Annotated in this window: 22 protein-coding genes; 8 read left to right on the top strand and 14 right to left on the bottom strand. The window is 61.3% G+C overall.

Features of this window, described 5'->3' with window-relative positions:
- Window positions 1–5 precede the first annotated feature (5 nt).
- On the top strand, window positions 6–755 hold the full coding sequence (locus ACI2KB_RS04480; protein ID WP_404632754.1) for an ABC transporter permease: 750 nt from the start codon (window positions 6–8) through the stop codon (window positions 753–755).
- Window positions 756–800: 45 nt separating this feature from the next.
- On the opposite strand, the gene ACI2KB_RS04475 is transcribed toward ACI2KB_RS04480, so the two are convergent.
- The 14 genes from ACI2KB_RS04475 to ACI2KB_RS04410 all read right to left on the bottom strand — a co-directional run bounded on the left by ACI2KB_RS04475 (window position 801) and on the right by ACI2KB_RS04410 (window position 14,079).
- Window positions 801–1,643 carry an alpha/beta fold hydrolase gene (locus ACI2KB_RS04475; protein WP_404631828.1) on the bottom strand — a complete coding sequence of 281 codons (843 nt, stop codon included), beginning with the start codon at window positions 1,641–1,643 and terminating at the stop codon, window positions 801–803.
- Window positions 1,644–1,716: 73 nt separating this feature from the next.
- On the bottom strand, window positions 1,717–2,553 hold the full coding sequence (locus tag ACI2KB_RS04470) for an amino acid ABC transporter ATP-binding protein (RefSeq protein WP_404631826.1): 837 nt from the start codon (window positions 2,551–2,553) through the stop codon (window positions 1,717–1,719).
- Entirely contained in the window at window positions 2,546–3,196 is a 651-nt protein-coding gene (gene ehuD, locus ACI2KB_RS04465) for an ectoine/hydroxyectoine ABC transporter permease subunit EhuD (RefSeq protein WP_404631824.1), read from the bottom strand. Before ehuD ends, ACI2KB_RS04470 begins: the two co-directional genes overlap by 8 nt.
- Before the next feature lie 4 nt (window positions 3,197–3,200).
- Window positions 3,201–3,869 carry an ectoine/hydroxyectoine ABC transporter permease subunit EhuC gene (ehuC, locus tag ACI2KB_RS04460; RefSeq protein WP_404631822.1) on the bottom strand — a complete coding sequence of 223 codons (669 nt, stop codon included), beginning with the start codon at window positions 3,867–3,869 and terminating at the stop codon, window positions 3,201–3,203.
- 54 nt (window positions 3,870–3,923) lie between these two features.
- On the bottom strand, window positions 3,924–4,925 hold the full coding sequence (locus tag ACI2KB_RS04455) for a succinylglutamate desuccinylase/aspartoacylase family protein (protein ID WP_404631820.1): 1,002 nt from the start codon (window positions 4,923–4,925) through the stop codon (window positions 3,924–3,926).
- Between the two features lie 36 nt (window positions 4,926–4,961).
- Window positions 4,962–5,834, bottom strand: coding sequence for an ectoine/hydroxyectoine ABC transporter substrate-binding protein EhuB (gene ehuB, locus ACI2KB_RS04450; protein WP_404631818.1), 873 nt, complete (start codon window positions 5,832–5,834; stop codon window positions 4,962–4,964).
- A 430-nt stretch (window positions 5,835–6,264) separates the two neighbouring features.
- Complete coding sequence (locus ACI2KB_RS04445) at window positions 6,265–6,879, bottom strand: hypothetical protein (RefSeq protein ID WP_404631816.1); 615 nt, start codon at window positions 6,877–6,879, stop codon at window positions 6,265–6,267.
- Window positions 6,880–6,964: 85 nt separating this feature from the next.
- Window positions 6,965–7,600, bottom strand: a complete 636-nt coding sequence (locus ACI2KB_RS04440) for a helix-turn-helix domain-containing protein (protein ID WP_404631814.1) — start codon at window positions 7,598–7,600, stop codon at window positions 6,965–6,967.
- A 3-nt stretch (window positions 7,601–7,603) separates the two neighbouring features.
- Window positions 7,604–7,765: a hypothetical protein gene (locus ACI2KB_RS04435; protein WP_404631812.1), complete on the bottom strand. Its 162-nt coding sequence runs from the start codon at window positions 7,763–7,765 to the stop codon at window positions 7,604–7,606.
- Between the two features lie 114 nt (window positions 7,766–7,879).
- The gene (locus ACI2KB_RS04430) at window positions 7,880–8,716 is read right to left on the bottom strand and encodes a CmcJ/NvfI family oxidoreductase (RefSeq protein ID WP_404631810.1); all 837 of its coding nucleotides are present in this window, start codon (window positions 8,714–8,716) and stop codon (window positions 7,880–7,882) included.
- 24 nt (window positions 8,717–8,740) lie between these two features.
- Entirely contained in the window at window positions 8,741–9,478 is a 738-nt protein-coding gene (locus ACI2KB_RS04425; protein ID WP_404631808.1) for an SDR family NAD(P)-dependent oxidoreductase, read from the bottom strand.
- A 118-nt stretch (window positions 9,479–9,596) separates the two neighbouring features.
- Window positions 9,597–10,523 (bottom strand): aliphatic sulfonate ABC transporter substrate-binding protein, encoded by a 927-nt coding sequence (locus ACI2KB_RS04420; protein WP_404631806.1) that lies wholly within the window; start codon window positions 10,521–10,523, stop codon window positions 9,597–9,599.
- 36 nt (window positions 10,524–10,559) lie between these two features.
- The gene (locus ACI2KB_RS04415) at window positions 10,560–11,894 is read right to left on the bottom strand and encodes an LLM class flavin-dependent oxidoreductase (protein ID WP_404631804.1); all 1,335 of its coding nucleotides are present in this window, start codon (window positions 11,892–11,894) and stop codon (window positions 10,560–10,562) included.
- 31 nt (window positions 11,895–11,925) lie between these two features.
- On the bottom strand, window positions 11,926–14,079 hold the full coding sequence (locus tag ACI2KB_RS04410; protein ID WP_404632752.1) for a TonB-dependent receptor: 2,154 nt from the start codon (window positions 14,077–14,079) through the stop codon (window positions 11,926–11,928).
- 345 nt (window positions 14,080–14,424) lie between these two features.
- Between ACI2KB_RS04410 and ACI2KB_RS04405 the strand changes: the two genes are divergently transcribed.
- The 7 genes from ACI2KB_RS04405 (at window position 14,425) to ACI2KB_RS04375 (ending at window position 22,164) form a co-directional block, all read left to right on the top strand.
- Window positions 14,425–15,471, top strand: coding sequence for a substrate-binding domain-containing protein (locus ACI2KB_RS04405; RefSeq protein WP_404631802.1), 1,047 nt, complete (start codon window positions 14,425–14,427; stop codon window positions 15,469–15,471).
- A gap of 186 nt (window positions 15,472–15,657) precedes the next feature.
- Window positions 15,658–16,608 carry a LysR family transcriptional regulator gene (locus ACI2KB_RS04400; protein ID WP_404631800.1) on the top strand — a complete coding sequence of 317 codons (951 nt, stop codon included), beginning with the start codon at window positions 15,658–15,660 and terminating at the stop codon, window positions 16,606–16,608.
- Between the two features lie 206 nt (window positions 16,609–16,814).
- Entirely contained in the window at window positions 16,815–18,275 is a 1,461-nt protein-coding gene (locus ACI2KB_RS04395) for an FAD-dependent oxidoreductase (protein WP_404631798.1), read from the top strand.
- Window positions 18,272–19,246 (top strand): ABC transporter permease, encoded by a 975-nt coding sequence (locus ACI2KB_RS04390; RefSeq protein ID WP_404631796.1) that lies wholly within the window; start codon window positions 18,272–18,274, stop codon window positions 19,244–19,246. The genes ACI2KB_RS04395 and ACI2KB_RS04390 overlap by 4 nt, the downstream gene beginning before the upstream one ends.
- Window positions 19,243–20,163, top strand: coding sequence for an ABC transporter permease (locus tag ACI2KB_RS04385; protein ID WP_404631794.1), 921 nt, complete (start codon window positions 19,243–19,245; stop codon window positions 20,161–20,163). Before ACI2KB_RS04390 ends, ACI2KB_RS04385 begins: the two co-directional genes overlap by 4 nt.
- The gene (locus ACI2KB_RS04380; protein ID WP_404631792.1) at window positions 20,160–21,161 is read left to right on the top strand and encodes an ABC transporter ATP-binding protein; all 1,002 of its coding nucleotides are present in this window, start codon (window positions 20,160–20,162) and stop codon (window positions 21,159–21,161) included. The genes ACI2KB_RS04385 and ACI2KB_RS04380 overlap by 4 nt, the downstream gene beginning before the upstream one ends.
- Entirely contained in the window at window positions 21,151–22,164 is a 1,014-nt protein-coding gene (locus tag ACI2KB_RS04375; RefSeq protein ID WP_404631790.1) for an ABC transporter ATP-binding protein, read from the top strand. The genes ACI2KB_RS04380 and ACI2KB_RS04375 overlap by 11 nt, the downstream gene beginning before the upstream one ends.
- The last annotated feature ends 39 nt before the right edge of the window (window positions 22,165–22,203 follow it).

Below are 22,203 nucleotides of genomic sequence, written 5' to 3'. Positions count from 1 at the left end.
GCAAGGTGTCTTTTGCCCGCCACTGGGCACTGGGGCTGGCCGGTGTGCTGGCGCTGCTGGTGCTGTGGTGGTTGGGCGTGCGGCTGTTCAGTGATGGCAGCGGGCTGGCGGCCCGCTTTTCGCCTCAGGAAACCTTCGTCAGCCTGTGGCAGCTACTCGGTCGTCCGGAGTTGTACGAGCATGTGCTGGTCAGTCTGAAACGCATCGTCGTGGGTCTGCTGCTGGCACTGTTGATCGGCGTACCGCTGGGCCTGTTGATCGGTGGCTCGCGCAATCTGGAAGCCGCAACGACCCCGGCGTTTCAGTTTCTGCGCATGATTTCACCGCTGTCGTGGATGCCGGTGGTGGTGATGCTGATGGGCGTGGGCGATCGTCCGATCTATTTCCTGCTGGCGTTCGCCGCTGTATGGCCAATCCTGCTCAATACCGTCGCGGGAGTGCGTCAGCTTGACCCGCGCTGGTTGCAACTGAGCCGTAGCCTGAGCGCCAGTCGCTGGGAAACCTTGAGTCGAGTGATCATCCCCGGCGTGCTGGGCCATGTGCTGACGGGCGTCAGACTGGCCATTGGCATTCTCTGGATCGTGCTGGTGCCGTGTGAAATGCTCGGAGTCAGCGCGGGACTGGGTTACTTCATCCTCGATACGCGGGACCGGTTGGCGTATTCGGAGTTGATGTCCATGGTGTTGCTGATTGGCGTCTTGGGCTTTCTGCTGGATGCCTTGGCGCGCGGGCTGCATCGACGCTGGAGCCATTAACGCGAAAGCCGGGCAAATCGCCCGGCTTTTACCTGTGCCCGCGATTTATTTCCCGTCCAGAAAGTGCGTGACTGCTGCGTTGAAGAACGCCGGGTCCTGAATGAACGCGAAGTGACTGGTGTTGGGCAGGATCAGCAGCCCGGCATGGGGAATGGTGGCGGCGATGTATTCCAGATGATCGCGCTTGATCGCCTCATCATGATCGCCATCGACGATCAGCACGGGCGAGGTGATCTTTTGCAGATCGGCATCGCTCCAATTGGGTTGGCTGGCCCACATGTGGCTGATTTGCTCGACGAAGCCGTCGTACTCCTTCGGCGTGGGCGACAGCTTTGCGTACTCCTTGCCAGCCCGCTCGATGAAGGCAGCGAACGTCGGGTTTTTCTCTACGCCTTCCTTGACCCCGGAGGTTTGCGTGTTCGGCGCGAAGGCGAAGACTTTGCCGGTGCGCTCAGGGTGACGGATCGCCAGATCCAGCCCGATGATCGCACCGTCGCTCCAGCCCACGATATCGGCTTTGGCGATCTTCAGTGTGTCGAGCACGCCGATCACGTCATCGCTCATCAAATCGTAGCCATAAGGCTGGGCGTCTCGCGAGCTGCGGCCATGGCCCCGACTGTCGATGCGGATGACGGTGTGTTTGCCCGTCAGCGCTTTCACCTGATAGCCCCAGTAATCGGAATTCGACAGCCCTCCGTGCAGCAGCACCACGGGCGAGCCGTGACCGGACACGCTGTAGTAGATGCGTGCGCCATTGACCGTGGCGTAGCCGGTTTTGGTGGCGGCCACCGAGGCCGGGGTGGCGGGCAAGGTTTCCCAGCGCTCGGCGGCATGGACGCCTGCGGCAGACATCAGTAGCGAAAAGGCGAGGATCAGTCGACGGTTCATGGCAGTTTCCTTTGTGCGTGGTCGTCATGAGGCCGGTGCAGCGGGTGCTGATCCGGCCTGTTCGGTCACCGAATCAGTGTGCGGCGTGCCGGGGGACGGCTGGCGGCCACTCGGCGAGTGTCTCGGTGTCGCGTCGTTCGACCCGATTGAGAAAGCGTCGTGTGCGCTCGTTCACCGGGTTGATCAGAATTTCCTGCGGCGTGCCGTCGGCGACGATCCGACCGCTCTCCATGAACAACACCCGGTCGGCGATATCCCGGGCGAACCCCATCTCGTGGGTGACCAGCAGCATTGTGGTCTGCTGCTCATGGGCAATGACGCGAATCACCGCGAGCACTTCAGCCACCAACTCTGGATCGAGGGCGGAGGTGACCTCATCGAACAGCAACACTTGCGGGCGCATGGCCAGCGCACGGGCGATGGCCACACGTTGCTGCTGACCGCCGGAGAGTTTGCCCGGCCAGGCGTCGGCCTTGTGGCTCAAACCGACTTTTTCCAGGTATTCCCGTGCGCGGTCCCGCGCCTGTTCCGGGCTGAGCCCGAGTACCCGCTGCGGGGCTTCGGCGATGTTTTCCAGCACCGTCAGGTGGGGGAACAGGTTGAACTGCTGAAACACCATCCCGACCCGGTGCACGGTCGCGGGCCGACGGCCGGGCCAGTGCCAACTGCGGTGTTTCTGCGAGACAAGGCTCCCGGCCACCTCAATGCTGCCGTGCTGATAGGCTTCCAGGCCTTTGATCAGGCGCAGCACGGTGGATTTGCCGGAGCCGCTGGGGCCGATCAGCGCGACTTTCTGTCCTTGGGGAATGCTCAGGCTCAGGTGGTCGATGATCAGCGTTTCGCCAAAACGCTTGACCACATCCTTGAACACAATCTGCGCCGGTGCAGGAGAGTTCGGGCGCTCAGACATGACGGCGGTGCTCCAGATACCTGAAAAACAGGGAGGTCGGGACACTGATGGCCAGGAACATCAACGCCATCAGTGTGTAGGGTTCGTTGTAATGGTAAGTCATGCCCGCGATCTGCTTGGCGGCCTGAAACAGCTCGGGCAGGGTGATCACGGCCAGCAAGGGCGTTTCCTTGAACATGCCTATCAGGTAATTGCCCAGCACCGGGAACAGCGGTTTCAGTGCCTGGGGCAGAATCAGCCGACGCCAGGTGGTGGCGGTGTCGAAATCCAGTGCGCGAGCCGCCTCCCATTGCCCCTCGGGTACGGCATCGATCGCGCCGCGAAAGGCTTCGGCAATGTAGGCGGCGTAGTAGAGCCCGAGCCCGATGACACCGGTGGCGAATGCTGGCAGGGTCAGCCCGGCCAACGGCAAGGCGAAAAACAGCACATAAAGCTGGACCATCAAGGGCGTGCTGCGAAAGAACCCCAGATAACCGGCGCACATCGTACCGAGCGTGCGCGACGACGAGCGCTGCGCCAACGCCAGCAGCAGGCCCAACAACACGGCCAGCAGAAAGCCCAGTACCACCACCTGCACGGTCACCGACAGGCCGCGCAGCAGGTCCGGGACAATTGACCAGGCAAATCCGAAATCGAAATCCATTGCCTTACCCCCGTTCCCTTTGCCGCTGCTCGCGCCATGCCGTGAGATGGCGTTCATAGCGACGTACCAGACGGGTCAGTGGCCAGGCCATGAGGAAATACACCGCCAGCACCAGGCACCAGATCAACGTTTGCTGGCCGAGGGTGGTGATGAGCTGGGCACCGGAGAACGTCAGGTCGGTGAGGGTAATGAGCGACACCAGCGAAGTGGTCTTGAGCAATTCAACCAACTGGTTCCCCAAAGGCGGCAGCATGACCGGCAAGGCCTGCGGCAGAATGATTCGACGCAGCGCGATGACGGGCCCGAAGTCCAGCGCGCGAATGGCATCACGCTGCCCCTGACTGACGTTGAGCAGCGCAGCGCGCACGATTTCCGAACCATAGGCAGAGAACGTCAGTCCCAGGCCGATGACCCCGGTGGTCATCGGAGAAAGGCTGATGTCGAACAACGGCAGAATGAAGAACAGGTAAAACAGCAGCACCAAGGCCGAAATCCCGCGCAAAACCTCCACATACAGCGTGGCGATCCAGCGCACGACGCGCCACGGCGATAAACGCATCAGTGCGATCACAAACGACAGCACCAGCACCAATACCTCGGCCATGACGGTGATTTGCAGGGTCACCCAAGCGCCCTTGGCCAATTGGCCGGCGATGAACGTGGCAGTGTGCATCAAAGGGTGCTCCGGCAGCAGGTCAGGGGGCCTGACGACCCGGGCAGCAGGGGATCAATCAACATCGTCAGGGACTCGGTCGGGCAGCGGCGCGAGGCTGATCAGCCACTCGCCACGGTTGATGATGGGGTGATTGACCACCATCAACACCAGACCGGCATGGGGTGCGTGCAGTTCACCCAGGGGGTCGCCGAAGAGATCCTTGAGCACGCCCAGACGCTGGCCGGATTCCACCGTCTGACCGGCAACTACGTCCAGGTACAAACGGCCACTGGCAGGCGCCTCTACCTTGGCGAAGTTGTGCACCACCTGATTGCGCCGTTGCTTAACGGTCGTCGCAGGTTCGGCGGTCAACCCCAGATAGCGGGCAATGTTCAGCACGCCCTGAACGTGAAAGTCGATGCACACCGGGTCCAACACGCCATTGGCGCCGCCTTCGGCCATTACCGCGTGGCGTCCCAGCCACGGCAGTTCGTTGGTGGCGCGTCCGCGATTGTTGGTCTGGTCTGCGGCAAATTCGACGATGCTGTCGGCGTCGAACTGATGCGCCACAGCGCGAGTCCGGGCATCGAATTCCGGGTTGCCGGTGAGTTGACACATCACGAACCGCGTCACTTCCTCGCGCAGGTCTCCACCGTGCAAATCGATGAACACTGCGGCGTTTTTCGCCCACTCGTGCAGCACCTCATGGATCAACACCTGGCTGAAAGAGCCATTCAGGTCGCCGGGCGACAGAAAGTTGATGTTCTTGCCGTCCACCGGGCAGACGAACTCCGCATGCGCGTACAGGCCGGGGATGTTCAGTACCGGCAGGATCGACACGGAACCTCGCACCAGATGCCGGGCGAAGTGCTCTTTTACCTGTAGCGCCGCTTCCATGGCATCGACTTCGTTGGGGTGCATACCGGCGATCAGCGCGATATGCGGCCCAGGTTGTTCGGCAACAATGTCGAAATAAGGCAGGTGCAGGTCCTTGAGCAGCGGCTGGCTGAAGTCCAACGTGCCCCAGCTCAGCAGGCCGTCCTTACCCTGCAGCCGTTTGGTCAGTGCGCTCATTGCGAATCTCGTCTGTCGGTGGACATTACCTTGCGATCACAGGGCGCAGCGCTGGTCAGCGGTGATGTCGGCAGGTGGCAGTTCGTTCTCGGTGTAGCCGTATTTCTGCAGGATCTTCAGCAGCTCGCCCGACGCCCTGAGTTTGGCCAGTTGCGCGTTGAATGCCTGAATGAACTCCGGATCGTTCTTCGGCAAGCCATAGGCGTGGTAATTCCAGGTCGGTTTGCCCTGGGCGTCGGGGATCTGCTCGTAGGGCAACGCGCGTTCGATGGCCGGGTTGTTGGCCTTTTTCAACAGGCTGATGATTTCCGCGTCGGGAAAATACACCACGTCGACACGATCGGCCTCAAGGGCGGCCAGCGCTTCGGTGTCCTTGTCGAACAACACGACGTTGGCGTTGGCGATACCGCTGTCCTTGGCTTCCTGCACCTGATTGCTACCCGGCTGTGTGGCCAGGCGCGCCTTGCCGTTCTGCGCAACGTCCTTGAGGCTGTGCAGCTTTAACGGGTTGCCTGCCTTGACGATAAATGCGCCGCCGGAGCGAGTCACCGGGTTGGAATAACCGATCACTTTGCAACGTTGCGGATTGATGAACAGGCCCGCACCGATGAGATCGAAGCGCTTGGCGGCCAAGCCCGGTACCAACGAGCCGAAATCTGTGATCGGCGTCTCGATGTGGGTGATGCCCAATGGCGCCAGCACCGCTTTGAGAACTTCAATGTTGGCACCGGTGACCTGACCATCGGTGCCGATGTAAGCGTAGGGTTGTTCATTGGCAATACCGGCGGTCAGTCCGCTGCTGCGGCCTTTCTCCAGCAGGCCCGCAACGGAGGACGCCGACCACAGGCCGGTCAGCAGGCACAAGGAACCGATCAGGGCGGGCAGGGACACAGAGGAAGTGCGTTTCATCACGTACGCTCGAAATCGTCGAAGAGGGTGGGAGAGGCGTTAGCAGCGGCGAAGTGCAGAAACAACTTGTCACATAAGCCGTATCACAATGAATCTAAAGGTATAAAAGCAATAAGCTAAATACCTTAATGGCATATCAATATGCCGATCGTGTTTCGCCATCGCTCAGTTCGATCCCGCAATCCTGAATGTCTTTCGCATAAACGCGGACGGATTTGCCGGGCATTGTTCCCCTGTCCACGCTCTGCGTTCATTTCTTAGACCGATTATTCATGGTGGTTATTAGGTAATAACCCAATGCCATATCCATAGCGTAAACATGTAGGCTTTCGGTGCGGATTTATCTGTCAAAACAGTCCTTCCATCGTTATTGCAGTCATTGCGTACGTCAGGCTGGTTTTCCGGGGCAAATCAGCACTGATTCCGTTTGCTAGGCTGTCAGCTTGCCCTGATCAGCGCGGGTTTTAGAATCGGCGCCACTGCTTCGCACACCCTTTGCCTCGCACGACTTTTCGCACTGACTTTTCGATAACGGAGTTTCGAACATGATGAACGCAATGCAGATGCCGATGAACAACACCATGCCGATGATGCCCATGATGGGCATGATGATGGCGACCATGAAGTGCGACATGATGGCCGACTGCATGATGATGACCCTCAGACCGGCTGCGGGCATGGACATGGCGATGTTCAAGAACAGCGCCGACATGATGGCCATGATGATGAAGTGCGGCATGCCGATGATGATGCACTGCGGCAACATGTCGATGATGTGCATGTCCGAAGACGGCATGAGCATGATGAACATGATGGCGGGCATGAACATGCCGATGATGATGCCGATGGGCATGCCGATGCCGATGATGAAGTGCATGATGGAATGCACCGTCGAGGCAGGCAGCATGACCTGCAAGATGATGCCGATGCCAGGCATGAGCATGGAAATGATGAACAACTGCTGCATGCTGATGATGAAAATGATGGTCGATTGCAGCATGCCGATGATGATGAGCTGCAACGGCATGCCGATGATGTGCTGCACCTGCTGATACGCTAGCCTGATTGAAAAAAGCCCGACGAATCGATTCGCCGGGCTTTTTTCAATTCAGGGCCGGGTAGGGTGGGGTTCAGTCCAGTCGCTCGGGATGGATAACCACCAGATAGGCGACAGCCTCGCTGTCGGCGGGGTTGCGATAGCGGTGAGGCTGGTCGGCGTAGAACAAAATGGAGTCACCGGTGGACAGCAGGTAGCGCTCCTCGTTGACACTGATTTCCAGCACGCCTTGTGCAACCACCAGATTCTCTTGAACCCCCGGCCCATGGGCGTCGGACACTTCTTCGCCCAGGGGCTTTACCCGAATCTCGTAAAACTCGGTCTGACGTGCCGTGTCGTAGGGAAACAGCGCTCGGCTGATGAAGTCGCCGCTGGCGCTGACCAGTTGCTTGCTCTGCCTGGCGGGCAGTAATGCGACCCCTTCAAAGGCACGGTTCTCCAGAAAGGCTGCCACTGACACCTTCAGCGCTTTGGCGATTTTGCACAGCACTTTGATCGACGGCACGCTGCGGCCCGACTCGATTTGGGCCAGCATCGCCCGGCTTACACCGGACGTACGGGCCAGCGCGTCCAGAGACAGGTAGCGTTTGGAGCGCAGACGTTGCAGGTTGATCGCGACCTGCTGGCCAATGGGGTCATGCTCGGAAAGGGGGCTGTCGATGGAGGTGGAAAGGTCGTTCTCGGCAGAGGCGGTGTCCAGGTAGTTCATGTCTCACGCCCAATGAATCTCGCGTGGATTGAGGACAGCTGGAGTTGAGTACATCGGCACGTTCATGCGGCTCAGGTACAGATTCCACATGACCTGTGCCATCAGGCGCGCCTGTCGGCGCTTGCGGGCCAGGGTCAGGTCAATCACGTTTTCAGAAGCAGGCATGGTTGAGTCTCGCTAGGCGGGTTCGAATGAGTCCACAGTAACCCGCCTTGCGATAGAACTATAAATACTTGATTGGCATTTATTAATTCCTTTATGGCCTATAAAAGCATGCTGTCAAGTGTCAAAAAACACCAGCGCACGCAGTTCGATGCTGCGCCGAGGTGGCGCGTCATCAGGTGTGTTCGGGTCGTCGAAAGCGGTGTGGGCACCGGCACGGGCGGCGATGTCGGTGCGTGAGTCATAGATCTTCAGCAACAGGGCTTCTTCCGGCCGCAACTGCGGGAAGTAGTACCAACGATGGTGTGGGTTGGCGCGCAGGGCAAAGGTCTCGCCGACCTTGTCGCGGTACACCAGATCGCTTGGGATGAAGTCCGCTGCATCAATGCTGCTGGCATCGCACACCGCCAGCGGGGTGGTGAACACCGGGCCGCCGATGGGGCGCCAGAGGTTGATGATCGCAAAGCGCTTACGCAGCCGCTGCTCGGCTTCCTCGGCCGGCAGGTGATCGCGCACCCGGCGAATGGCCGAGCGTTCAGTCTGGTCGTTGTGCACGTAACGCACGGGTTCGCGCAGGCCGTTGGCTTCGCGACCCGGTTCGTCGATGCGGATGGTGTGGTCAAAAATCACCGTTTTGATTGCGCCGGTGGCCTGGCGGATCAAGGCGTCGGCTTCGGCGTAATAACGCTCGCGCACCTGCTGTTCGTCCTGCAGGTCGCTGACCGCGCTGGGTTGTTCGATCCGCTGAAAACCCTGATCGTCCAACAACGGTGGCCGGGCCAGCAGGCGTGCATTGTGAATTTCCACGCGGGTCGGCTGCACCGTGCCGATGCGTTGCGGCAGGCCGTCTTCCCGTGGGTAGGCGTAGTTGACCGGGTGTGTACCGTCATCGAGCAGGTAATTGAGCTCTCCGGTCACGGCGTCGGGTGTGAGGTGTGGCTGATGAATACCCATGACAACTCCTTGCGGTGAGGCACGTCAGAAAGGTTCTTTGAAGGGGCGCAGATCCAGCTCCTGAGTCCAGGCGCTGCGAGGCTGGCGATGCAGATACCAATACGCGTCAGCGATGGCATCCAGGCCCAACAGGCCGTCTTCGCCAACCGTCTGGACGCGTTGCGGGGCATGCTGGCGTAGCCGTTCTCCGTTGATGCCGCCGTCGATCACCACATGGGCGACGTGCACGTTATGTGGGCCGAACTCACGGGCGAACGACTGGCTCAGCGAACGCAGCCCGGCCTTGGCGGCCGCAAAGGCGGTATACGGCGGCTTGCCGCGCAGTGAAGCGGTGGCACCGGTGAACAACAAGCTTCCGCCGTCGTTTTCCAGCAACAGGCGGGTGCTCTCCCGGGCAAACAGAAAACCACCGAGGGTCGAGGCGCGCCAGGTTTGCTCGAATAATTCCGCACTCAGGTCGAGGGCTGGGGCCGACACCGAATTGCCGACATTGAATACCGCGACATGCAACGGCCCAAGCGCCCGGACCTGCTGCACCGCAGCCAACAGATCGTGCTCGTTGCCTGCGTCGGCGACCACTGCGAAGGCCTCACCGCCCGCCTCACGAATGCTCGCCACCACGGCATCGAGTCGGTCCCGACTGCGGCCGGTGACCGCCACGCGATAACCGCCTTGAGCGAAGCGTCGGGCAATGGCTGCGCCCAGTCCCTGCACCGCACCGACACCATTGATCCAGGCCACTTGAAGAGCAGGTGAAGACATCGAGGTTTCCCCTTGGGATGCGCGATGCTTTCACTCTAACGTTATGAACCACGGTCCCAATAGAATTTCGAACGCTAACGATATAGCGCAGAAGGGCGCTGGTTTGAGCAAGTCCGTCTCAGTGAGCGACGGCGCTGACATCGATTTTTTTCGGCAGCAAGCGGTTCTCATAGAACAGATCCGCCGTCGCCTGTTGCGCCGCAACGATGGCAGGGCTGATGGGCTGGATCGGTGAGGCAGGGCGGCTGTCCATGTAGCGGGCGATGACTTCGGAAGGCAGCCCCATCGAGCGGGTCAGGACGTCCAGACTCGACTGGCGTTGGCTGCGGGTCAGTGCCTCGGCAGCAGACAGCTCTGCAAGCAGGGCAGGGATGAAGTCCGCGTATCGTGTGGCGTAAGCACGGCGTGCGGTGTAAATCGGACCGGACAAACCCAGCCCTTCGCCATTGGCCAGCAGGCGTGCATGGCCGCTCAGTTGTGCGAGCGCCGAGAACGGCTCCCAGATGGCCCAGGCATCGACGCTGCCCTGTTCGAACGCGGCGCGGGCATCAGCCGGGCTCAGGTACACCGGCTGAATATCGGTGTAGTTCAAGCCTGCGTGGTTCAGCGCTCGCAGGATCAGGTTATGGGAGCTGGAGCCTTTCTGAAACGCCACGCGCTTGCCTTTCAGGTCGGCCACTTTGTGCAGCGGGCTGTTTGCAGCGACCAAGATGGTTTCAGCCTCGGGCTTGGGTGGTTCAGCGCCGATGTACACCAGGTCCGCACCGGCGGCCTGAGCGAACAGCGGTGGAATATCGCCGGTGGAGCCGATGTCCAGCGCGCCGATGTTGAGGGCTTCAAGCATTTGCGGCCCGGCCGGGAATTCTATCCACTGCACGCGGGTGTCCGGAAAACGCTGTTCCAGCAGGTGGTTTTCCTTGGCCAGGACCAGCGCGATCGAGCCTTTCTGATAGCCGATACGCACCGTTTCCGGCGAGTCCGCCAGCGCTGTACCGGTCAGCCCCAAGGCCAGCAGGCCGGCCCACAACAGTTTGAGTGATTGCATGTCTTGCTCGCTTGATTGGCGGTGGCTTGATTGAGGCTAGGCATGGGCGAAGCGGTGTACGGGGCGTCGCAGGCCCAAGTGCTCGCGCAATGTGGTGCCGGAATACTCTCTGCGGAAAAGACCCCGGCGCTGTAACTCCGGGATCACGTGAGTGGCAACGTCTTCCAGACCACCTGGCAGGTGCGGCACCAGCACATTGAAGCCATCGGCCGCGTCTTGCTCGAACCAGGCTTGCCATTGATCGGCGATCTGCCGTGCGGTGCCGATCACGCTGAAATGCCCACGACCACCGGCAATACGGCGACCCAGTTCTGCCAAGGTCAGTTGCTCGTGCTGCGCCAGTTCGGTCAGCAATGCCTGACGACTCTGTTGACCGCTTTGGGTGAGCGGCAGGGGCGGTAGCGGCTCGTCTAGTGGGTAGCCGGACAGGTCGAAGTTTCCGAGCATGCGCCCGAGCAGCGCAACACCGACGTGCGGTTCGACCAGCGCCTGAAAGGCTTCGTACTTTTCCTGCGCCTGGGCTTCGCTGTCGCCGACCACGACGAACATGCCGGGCATGATTTTCAGGCTGTCCGGGTCTCGGCCAAAGGACGAGGCGCGTGCCTTGAGGTCGCGATAGAAGGCTTGCGCTGCACTCAGAGAAGGTTGTGCAGTGAACACCACTTCGGCGGTGCGCGCCGCCAGTTGCCGACCCGCTTCGGAGGAACCCGCCTGAACCACCACGGGCTGGCCCTGTGGCGAGCGGGCCACGTTCAGCGGCCCCTTGACCTGAAAGTGCTCACCCCGGTGATCAAGCACATGCAATCGGGTCGGGTCGTAATACTCGCCGCTGGCTTTGTTGCGCACGAAGGCGTCGTCCTGCCAACTGTCCCAGAGGCCGGTCACGACCTGATGAAACTCGGCGGCCCGGCTGTAGCGTTGGGCGTGTTCCAGATGCTCGTCGCGACCGAAATTCAGCGCTTCGGCGGCCGCGTCGGAGGTCACCAGATTCCACCCGGCGCGCCCCGCCGACAGATGATCCAGCGAGGCGAACTTGCGCGCGATGTGATACGGCTCGTTGTAGGTGGTCGTCGCCGTGATCACCAGACCGATGCGCTCGGTGACCGCGCTCAAGGCCGAGACCAGCGTCAACGGCTCGAAATGGTCCGAGCGCGCCATGCGGCTGGCGATATCGCCGGTGGCGGCGGCCACGCTGTCGGCAATGAACAGCATGTCGAACTTAGCGGCTTCCGCCACGGTTGCGAGATGCCGGTAGTGAGCAAAACTCAGCCCAGCATCGGACGGCACATCCGGGTGGCGCCAGGCTGCCACGTGGTGCCCGGTGGCCATCAGAAATGCGCCGAGCTTGATCTGGCGCGATACGTCGCTCATGAAAGCTCCTTGTCCTGTGGGAGTCGGGTCATCAGAAGTCCTTGCGCAGTTGCACGCCGAAGTAGCGTTCGTCGTCTCGGGGCACCGCGCGGTAGATGTAGCCCGAGCCGCTGGCCAGCAACGGTGAATAGGATTTGTCGGTGAGGTTCTTGGCCAGGAGGGCCACGCGCCAGCCGTTGCTGTAGTCGGCCAGCGCGACGCTGGCGTTCCAGATACCGTAAGCGCCTTGCTTGGTGTCCGGGTTCTGGCTGATGTCGTACTGCACTTCGCTTTGCCAGCTGTAGTCGGTGCCCAGTTCGATGTCCAGGCCGTTGTCCAGCGGAATGCTGTAATCGGCGCGTATGTAGCTTTTCCAGTCCGGCGAATAAGGCAGTGGCTTGCCGTTGACGTTGCACGACGCCGCAGCGCCCACTGGGCAACTGAACTCGTCGATACGGGCCTTGGTGTAGGCCAGCGCCCCCGAGACCTTGAACTGGCGCGTCACCTGCAACGCATAGTCAGCCTCGACGCCTTCGGTGCTGACACTGCCCGCGTTGATCAGCCGCGTTACCACCTGACCGGCCACGGTGTCGTAGAAGTTGGCTTGGTAGTTGTCGTATTCGCTATGAAAGATCGCCAGATTGGTGGTCAGGCGGTTGTCCCAGGCGCTGGCTTTGAGACCCACTTCCCAGTTGTTCGAGGTTTCCGGCTTAAGCGCGCCAGTGTCACGCGGTTGCATGTTGAAGAACACGTTGTACGCAGGGCCCTTGTAGCCGCGCGAATACGTCAGATACGCCATAACGCTGTCGCTGAGGTCGTATTGCACACCCAATCGTCCCGACCAGCCATCTTCGTCCACGGAACCGGAGCTGCTGGTCCCTGGCTGAATGCCGCTGACCGTGGTGGCAGACGTCGACACCCGGCGGTGATCGTATTCCAGGTCATCGTGGGTCCAGCGCAGACCGGCGATGCCACGAAACGCCGAGGTGAAATTGAGCGTGGTTTCACCGAACACCGCGTAGCTGTCGTTGGTGGTGCTGTAGTCGGCGATGCCGGTGTGGGTGGCCGTTGGCGTGACGAGCGTGCGGCGGTAGGTTTCTTCGTCCTTGCCGTGCATGTAAAACAGCCCGCCGACGTATTCGAGAAATTGGCCTTTGGGTGAGGCCAGACGCAGCTCCTGCGAGTATTGGTTGTAGTCCAGATCGCCTTTGTCTTCGGTGCCGGGGAACGCGGCGGTGATGTTCGCAAGACGATCGCCGTCCTGGTACTGCGTGTTGTTCCAGCCGCGCCAGGCGGTAATCGAGGTCAGCGTGTAATCGCCGAGGTTCCAGTCCAGTTGCGCGGACAAGCCCTTGTTGATGTCATCGACATGGCTGCGGTAATCGCTCACCAGATCGCGGTTGTCGCTGCTGGCGCGCACCGGCAGCAGGGCATTGGCGAAGGCCGGGGTCAGCGACTGGCTGATCACGCCGTTGGGCGTGTCGTCATGGGATTGCATGTAGTCGCCGATCAGCGTCAGCTTGACGTCATCGTTGGGTGTGAATTCCAGCTTGCCCCGTATCCCCTTGTGGTTGTAACCATTGACCTCCTGGCCGTTGGCCTTGTTGTGTACGTTGCCGTCGTAGGTGCCGAACAGGGTGGTCAACGAGCCTTTCAGCGTGTCGGGAATCAGGCTGCCGCCGATGCCGAAGCGGGTGCGGCTCTCGTTGCCGGTGTACCAGGACTGATCGATGTAGCCGTGGGTTTCCTCAGTCGGCTCCCGAGTGATGACGTTGAGTACGCCAGCCGAAGCATTCTTGCCGAACAGTGTCCCTTGGGGACCGCGCAGCACTTCGATACGTTCCAGATCCAGCAAGTCCAGCGTTGCCTGGCCGGGGCGACCGTAGACCACGCCATCTACCACGGTGGCGACCGTGGGTTCCACGCCGGGGGACGTTGAAATGGTGCCGACGCCGCGTACGAACAACGACGTATCCTTGTTCGACGCGCCAGTGCGAAAATTCAGCGTAGGCACTTGCTGGGCGATGGCTGCGACGCTGTTGCGGTTGTCGCGTTCGAGCTGTTCGCCGTCCACGACCGTGACCGCCACCGGGACTTTTTGCAGCGACTCCTCGCGCCGAGTGGCGGTCACCGTAACGGCCTGCAAGGTGGCCGTTCCGGTCGCGGAAGAGGGTGATTCGACACGGGTCGCAGGCTCTGTCGCCAGCACCGGAAATGCGCCGAGTGCCAATGCCGCGCCAACGGCCTGGGTAAGGCGGGTCGGCACACAGGATGAGGCACGTCGTGGGGTGAAAACAGCGGTGATACGGTTCCCTGATGTCTGCTGCATAGCGATGCTCACTGGAAAGATGAATGCCGGGCGCTACGCCTTCTCTGGGCGCTGCGCGCATGTTGCGTCAGGTGTCCGGTGCGGGTGGCATTCGCTCAAGCGAGTAGCTGACAAGGCACTTGGTTAGCGCTAACATCGCCAGTATTGTCAACTGACACATAGACCGTCCAATACTCAAAAATTAGCCTGTTATGCGTTTTGGTTTTTAAAAAGGGGATAAGCGTGACAGATGCAAAAGAACCTGCGCGCAAGCGCCGAAGTGCCGGACGCGTGACTCAGGCCGTGGTGGCCCGGCATGTCGGCGTGTCGATGATGACCATTTCGCGCTACTTCAATCAGCCAGAACTCGTCTCGGAAGATCATCGCCAGCGAATCGAACAGGCCGTGGCCGAGCTGGGCTACGTGCCCAATCTGGTGGCAGGCGGTCTGGCGTCGGCGCGGGGCAAGATCGTTGGCATGGTGGTGCCTAACATCTCGGGGCCCATTTTCGCGGACACCATTCAGGGCTTCAGCGATACCTTGAGTCGACACGGTCATCAGCTGTTGCTGGCGTCCAGTTATTTCTCTACTGAGCAGGAAGAAAGCGCGGTGCGTGCCTTCCTCGGCTGGTCACCGGCGGCGCTGGTGGTCACCAGCCATTTTCACAGCGCCGGAACCGAGCGCATGCTGACCGATGCCGATATCCCGGTGATCGAGACCTGGGATTATCAGCCTGACCGCACGCCAGTTCAGATCGGTTTTTCACATCATCAAGTGGGCGTCAGCGGCACACAGTGTTTGCATGAGCGTGGTTATCGCCGGATCGCCTTTGTACTCAACAGCGCGGCGGGTGACTTGAGCGCCGTCGAGCGCTGTGACGGTTATCGCGACACGATGCGGGCGCTTGGGCTGACGCCGCAGGTCTATACCCCGGCCGCAACCCTGGCGCCCTTCGAGGCGGGCAAACAGGCCATGACCGACCTGATGGCGCAGCCCGAGCCGCCTGATGCGATTTTCTTCGCCAACGACAACCTGGCCGCAGGTGGGCAGCTCGCTGCGCAGCGGGCCGGGCTGAGCATTCCCGGAGATTGCGCCATTCTCGGCTTCGGCGATTACCCGTTCGCGCACATGTTGCTGCCCAGCCTGAGCACGATCAAACCACCGGCACTGGAGATCGGTGTGTTGGCGGCTGAACGGGTGCTGCAGAGCCTGGGGGTGCTCCACTTCGAAGGCGAGCTGCAGCGTCTGAACCTGCTGGCGTGCAGCGTGGTCGTTCGCGAGAGCATCTGACGTGGCTGGATCAGGCACGGTGCAGTGACGTGGCGCCGGATCAGGCCCGCATGGGATCCGCTGCAAACTGTCATTGCTCCTTGCAAACGTCTCTTCCATGCCGAGACCCATCTGCGTGTAGACTTCTGCGCCTCCACGAGGATGCTTTAAGCGCCCTCCTTGATTGGTCATTTGTAGGACGAGTGTATGGATCTGCGTCAACTGGAAGCGTTCGCGGCGGCAATGTCGGCAGGCAGTGTCACAGCAGCGGGCAAGATGCTTGGCCGGTCTCAACCCTCCGTTACCCGGGCAATCCAGGAGCTGGAACAGGAGCTGGGCTTTGCCCTGTTCGAACGCAGCGGGCCGAAGGTCACCCCGACGCAAAAGGCATTCATGATGTATGGCGAGGTCGAAAGCGCCTTGCTGGGGATTCGCAACATTCGTCAACGGGCCAAGCTCATCACACACGAGGAGAATCACCACATCAAGCTGGTGGCGATTTCGGCGTTGGCGGCCGGGTTGCTGCCTGCTGCCCTGGCGCAACTACCTGAGCCGCTGCGTCCGCAGCACGTCCAGTTGCAGAGCATGTCGCCGGAAAACGTCGTACAGGCCGTACTGTCGAAAACCACGGATCTGGGGGCCGTGAGTCTGCCGCTTGAGCACCGCGGGCTGGAGATTCATTGGATCGGCGAGGCCCCCTGCGTGGCGGTGTTGCCGGCTGGCTCACCGCTGGCGGGCCATCAAGTGCTGTCCATGGAGGCGCTGGCACGCGAAACGTTGGTGACCATGGCCAATCCCTACCGCTTCCGGCGTCGCATCGACAAGGCGTTTGTCGATGCCGGGTGCGGCACGCCGCGCATGCTCGACACCAACACCTCTCTGATCGCCATGCAGATGGCCGGGGCGGGGCTCGGCATTGCGCTGATCGACCCATTTACTGCCAAAGGCGTGCCGGTCGAGGGGGTAGTGGTTCGCCCCATCAACAGCCACATCCCGTTCTTCTTCGGCCTGATCTCGGCCTTCGCCAGTCCACTGTCTGACGTGGCGCTAGCCTTGATCGAGGAGATTGCCCATGCGGCGAAGCGACTACTGCCGGAGATGGTGATGCACGAAGCCAGCGCCCACGATGCACTGCTGCAGAGCATCTACGCCGAATAGCGTACTGGCATTTTTTTATCAAATATTCTTTTAAAGAATATCAATATGCTTTTTTGCGCATTGCGAGAATAAAAAACGCCTTTTAGTATTCGATTTAAGCATTCAATGCCTTCATGAATTCATATTCTGTGGTTCTGGAACGCTTTTTGAAGTGATTTGAATCAAGGACCGGGCATTTGGCCCGATCGTCATGCCGAGTACCGAACATGTCCGAATCGTTTGCCCCCGCTGGCCTTGAAGTGCTGGAGGCGCGCCTGCGCCAGGATCTGGCCTGGCTCGACCTGCCTGCCAATCCGTGGGTCAAGCCGCGTCTCGATCAGGACGCGCCTGTGCTGGATGTGGCGATCATCGGAGGCGGCATGGCCGGTCTCGCCTTGGCGGCGGAGCTGCGTCATCTGGGCGTCGCGGCGGTGATTTTCGATCAGGCTCCCGCAGGTTTCGAAGGACCGTGGGCGACCACCGCCCGCATGGAAACCCTGCGCTCGCCCAAGCAACTGACAGGCCCTGCGCTGGGTTTGCCAGCGTTGACCTTTCGCGCCTGGTACGAAGCACAGTTCGGCGATAAGGGCTGGGCACAGCTGGACAAGATTCCGCGTCTGCAATGGGCTGACTACCTGCGCTGGTATCGCAAGGTACTGGCGCTGGATGTGCGCAATGAGCATTACGTGGCCCGTGTTGCGCCAAGGGCGGACGGCATCGTCGAGCTTGATGTAGAAACCGCCGGACAGACTCAGCGTCTGCTCGCCCGTCACGTGGTCCTCGCCACCGGGCGCGACGGGCTGGGCGGCCCATGGGTGCCGGACTTTGCCCATCAGGTGCCGCGTCACTTGTGGGCGCACTCGGCCGATGGGCTGCAGAACGAGTGGTTCGAAGGCAAGCGTGTCGCCGTGATCGGCGGAGGGGCTTCGGCCATGGACAGCGCCGCCACCGCACTGGAAGCAGGCGCCACGCGAGTCGACCTGCTAATTCGCCGCGCCGAGTTGCCACGCATCAACAAGGGCAAGGGCGCGGGCAATCCGGGCATGACTCATGGTTACTGGCGCCTGCCCGACGCGTGGAAATGGCGTATCCGCAATTACCTCAATACCCAGCAAGTGCCGCCGCCACGGGGCAGCACATTGCGTGTCTCGCGTTCGGGCAAGGCGCGGTTTCTGCTGAACAGCCCGGTGCTGTCGGTGCAGGAAAACCTCGCCGGTGGCCTGTTGCTGAACACACCTGACGCACAGATCGAGGCGGATTTTCTGGTGTTCGCCACAGGTTTTCGCACCGATTTTGCGCTGCGTCCGGAATTCGCGCCGTTCTCGGCGCAGATTCGGGTCTGGCGGGATCGCTTCGCGGCACCTGCTGGCGAAGCCGATGACGAACTGGCCGAGCTGCCGGATCTGGGCACCTGTTTCGAATTTCAGGAAAAGACCCCTGGCGTCTGCCCCGGACTGAACCACATCCACTGCTTCAGTTACCCGGCCGCCCTGAGTTATGGCGCGGTCTCCGGCGATATTCCGGCGATCAGCGAAGGCTCCAAGCGCTTGGCCCACGCACTGATCGGCCAGTTGTTCAACGAAGACATCGAGCAGCATTTCGAGGCCATGCGCAATTACGCCGATCCCGAACTGCTGGGTGACGAGTGGGTCGCCAGCCAGCCGACCGCTGAAGAGTTGCGTTCATGATGGGTTGGGCGGTGAGAAGGCTGAGCCAGTCACTGCTGGTCATTCTGCTGATGACGCTGGTGGTGTTCATCGGCCTGAATGCCATTGGGAACCCAATGGACATTCTGGTCGGCGAGGACCTCAACCAGGCCGAACGTCTTCAGGCTATCGCTCATCTGGGGCTGGACAAGCCGTTGTGGCAGCAATACCTGCTGTTTCTGCAAGGCGCGATGCACGGCAATCTCGGCCAGAGTTTCGTCTATCACGAAGACGCCATGCGCCTGATCCTGCAACGCCTTCCCGCGACCTTCGAGCTGGCCTTCAGCGCGCTTTTTCTGGCCGTTGTGATCGGCGTGCCGCTGGGCATGTTCGCCGGGACTTACCCTGACCACCCGCTGTCACGCGTGATGATGGCCGCCAGCATTGTCGGGTTTTCCCTGCCTGCGTTCTGGGTGGCGTTGATGATGATCATGCTGTTCTCGATCAAGCTCGGCTGGTTGCCGGCCAGCGGTCGCGGCGACACCCGCGAGTGGTTCGGTGTGCAATGGTCGTGGCTGACCCTCGACGGGCTGCAACATCTGCTGCTGCCTGCGTTGAATCTGGCTCTGTTCAAGATCTCGCTGGTGCTGCGCTTGACCCGCGCCGGTGTGCGCGAAGTGCTGCCCCAGGAATTCGTCAAGTTCGCCCGGGCCAAGGGCCTGTCACCGCTTCGGGTGATGTGCATGCACGTCATGCGCAACACCATGATTCCGGTGGTGACAGTGTTGGCGATGGAGCTGGGGTCGACCATTGCCTACGCCGTGGTCACTGAAAGCATCTTTTCCTGGCCGGGGGCGGGCAAGTTGATTCTGGACAGCATCAACACCCTGGACCGCCCGGTGGTGGTCGCGTATCTGATGGTGGTCGTAGTGATTTTCGTCGTGCTGAATCTGGTCGTTGACGGCCTGTATTACCTGCTTGACCCTCGCGTGCGTGTCGAGGCTTCCCGATGAATGCAGTCTCCAGACCTGTGCCACGCGACGCGCGCTTGCAGGCCCAGTCCCCGTGGCGTCGCGTCGCGGTAGAGTTTGTCAGTTCACCCACCGCGGTGGTCGGCCTGATTGCGCTGCTGATCATTGTGCTGGTCGCGGTGCTCGCGCCATGGATTGTGGTGCAGAACCCGTATGACCTGATGCAGCTCAACGTGCTGGATGCGCGTCTGGCGCCTGGCAGTGCCAACATGGACAGCGGCTACACCTATTGGCTCGGCACCGACGGGCAGGGCCGCGATCTGGTATCGGCGATCATGTACGGCCTGCGCATCAGCCTGTGGGTGGGCATCGGTTCGGCGCTGATCGCGGCGGTCATCGGCACGCTTCTCGGGCTGGTCTCGGCCTATGTCGGCGGCTGGGTCGACGCCTTGCTGATGCGTCTGGTGGACCTGCTGCTGTCTTTCCCGGTGATCCTCATGGCGCTGATGATTCTGGCGTGGCTGGGCAAGGGCGTCGGCAACGTCATGCTCACCCTGGTGCTGCTGGAGTGGGCCTATTACGCCCGCACGGCACGGGGGCAGGCGTTGACCGAAAGCCGCCGGGAGTACGTCGAGGCCGCACGCGGACAGGGTATCGGGCCGTGGCGCATCGTCGTCGGCCACATTCTGCCCAACTGCCTGCCGCCGTTGATCGTCATCGGCGCGTTGCAGATCGCCCGGGCCATCACCCTTGAAGCGACATTGTCGTTCCTCGGCCTTGGCGTGCCGGTCACCGAACCCTCTCTGGGGCTGCTGATCGCCAACGGCTTTCAATACATGCTCAGCAACGAATACTGGATCAGCCTGTTTCCCGGGTTGGCGCTGCTGATCACCATCGTCGCGATCAACCTGGTCGGCGACCGTCTGCGTGACGTTCTGAACCCGAGGTTGCAGCGATGAGCCTGCCTGAATCGTCCGCCGTGGCGGCCCCGACCCTCGAAGTGCTCAATTTGTGTACCTCCTTCCACACCCGCGCAGGCGTGCTGCCAGCGGTGCGTGATGTGTCGTTGCGCGTGCAGCCCGGTCGTGTGTTGGGGCTGGTGGGGGAGTCCGGGTCGGGCAAGTCGGTGACCGGGTTCTCGATTCTGGGGCTGGTCGATGCGCCAGGCCGAATCAGTGGTGGTCAGGTGCTGTTCAAGGGGCGCGACCTCACCGGGCTTTCGCCCGCGCAGTTGCGTGACCTGCAAGGTAATCGGATCGCGATGATTTTTCAGGACCCGATGATGACCCTCAACCCGGTGCTACGGGTCGATACACAAATGATCGAAGCCGTGCGCGCCCATCGTTCGCTGAGCAAGCGCGACGCCCGCGAGCACGCTGCACGCACCCTGGCGCTGATGGGCATTCCCAGCCCGGAAGAACGCCTGCGTGCCTACCCGCATCAATTGTCGGGCGGCATGCGTCAGCGCGTGGCGATCGCCATTGCCTTGCTGCATTCGCCCGACCTGATCATCGCCGACGAGCCGACCACCGCGCTCGACGTGACCATTCAGGCGCAGATTCTCAGTGAAGTGCAGAAACTGGTGCGTGAGCACGGCACCTCGCTGATCTGGATCACCCACGACCTGTCCGTGGTCGCTGGTCTGGCCGATGATGTGGCGGTGATGTACGCCGGGCGCATCGTCGAGCAGGGGGCGGTGGATGATGTGCTCGACCGCCCGCAACACCCTTACACCCAGGGCCTGATCGACAGCCTGCCAAGCCGCAACCATCGTGGCCAGCGCTTGCGACAGATCCCCGGCATGGCGCCGGACTTGTTGTCGATGCCTGCCGGTTGCGCGTTCGCCGCCCGTTGCTCGCGTGCCTCGCACCGGTGCGCAGAGGAGCCGCCGCTGCGCGATGTCGCCCCCGGCCAGATCGTTCGTTGTTTTCATCCGGGAGCCGCCGATGCGCAGTGAACAGATCCCGCTGATCGAGTTGAATCAGGTCAGCAAGACCTTTGGCAAACCGCTCCCCGACCACTCGGTTCAGCGCCTGCTGCAACGCCTGCAACTGAGCCGCACCAAGCCGGTGACCCACGCGGTCGATCGTGTCGATCTGCGCATTCATCGTGGTGAAGTGGTCGGACTGGTGGGCGAGTCCGGCTGCGGCAAGTCGACCCTGGGGCGCATGGTCGCCGGGCTGTTGCCGGTGTCCTCGGGCACGGCGTCGGTGAACGGCAAATCCCTCGACTCGCTGACGGCCGAGGAACGCCATGCAGTGCGTCTCAAAGTCCAAATGATCTTCCAGGACCCGTCGTCCAGCCTCAACCCGCGTCTGCGGGTCGACCGGATTGTCGGCGAAGGCGCTCTGTTGCATGGCCTGACCGACAAGGCCGGTTTCGACGATTACGTCAGCGCGCAGTTGCAACGGGCCGGACTCAGCCCGCAGTTTCGTCAGCGTTATCCGCACCAGTTCAGTGGCGGCCAGCGTCAGCGCATCGGCATCGCCCGTGCGTTGGCCGTGCAGCCTGAGCTTTTGGTCTGCGATGAATCGGTGGCGGCGCTGGACGTGTCGATTCAGGCGCAGATTCTCAACCTGTTCATGGATCTGCGCGACGAGCTGAACCTGACGTACCTGTTCATCAGTCACGACCTGGGGGTGGTCGAGCATCTGTGCGACCGCGTGGTGGTGATGTACCTGGGTCGTGTGGTCGAGAGCGCGTCGGTAGACGACCTGTTCGTCCGGGCAAACCATCCCTACACCCAGGCGCTATTGGCTCAGATTCCGCGTTTCGATGTTCGCAATACCCGATATGACGCGATCAAAGGGGAAATCCCCAGCCCGCTGAACCCGCCCGCCGGGTGTCATTTCCACCCTCGCTGCCCGCACGCTACAGCACGCTGCCGCGAAGACGTTCCAGTGCTCAGGGAGGTTTCGCCGAACCACCTGAGTGCGTGTCACCTCAACGACCCGTCATGAGCGAGCACTTGAATGCTCGCCGTGTCCATTGCCATTGCG

This window comes from Pseudomonas sp. NPDC088444 (assembly GCF_044900175.1).
In the GTDB taxonomy this organism is placed as follows: domain Bacteria; phylum Pseudomonadota; class Gammaproteobacteria; order Pseudomonadales; family Pseudomonadaceae; genus Aquipseudomonas.
The sequence above is the reverse complement of the archived record's forward strand: the minus strand, read 5'-3'. Positions and strand labels throughout refer to the sequence as shown.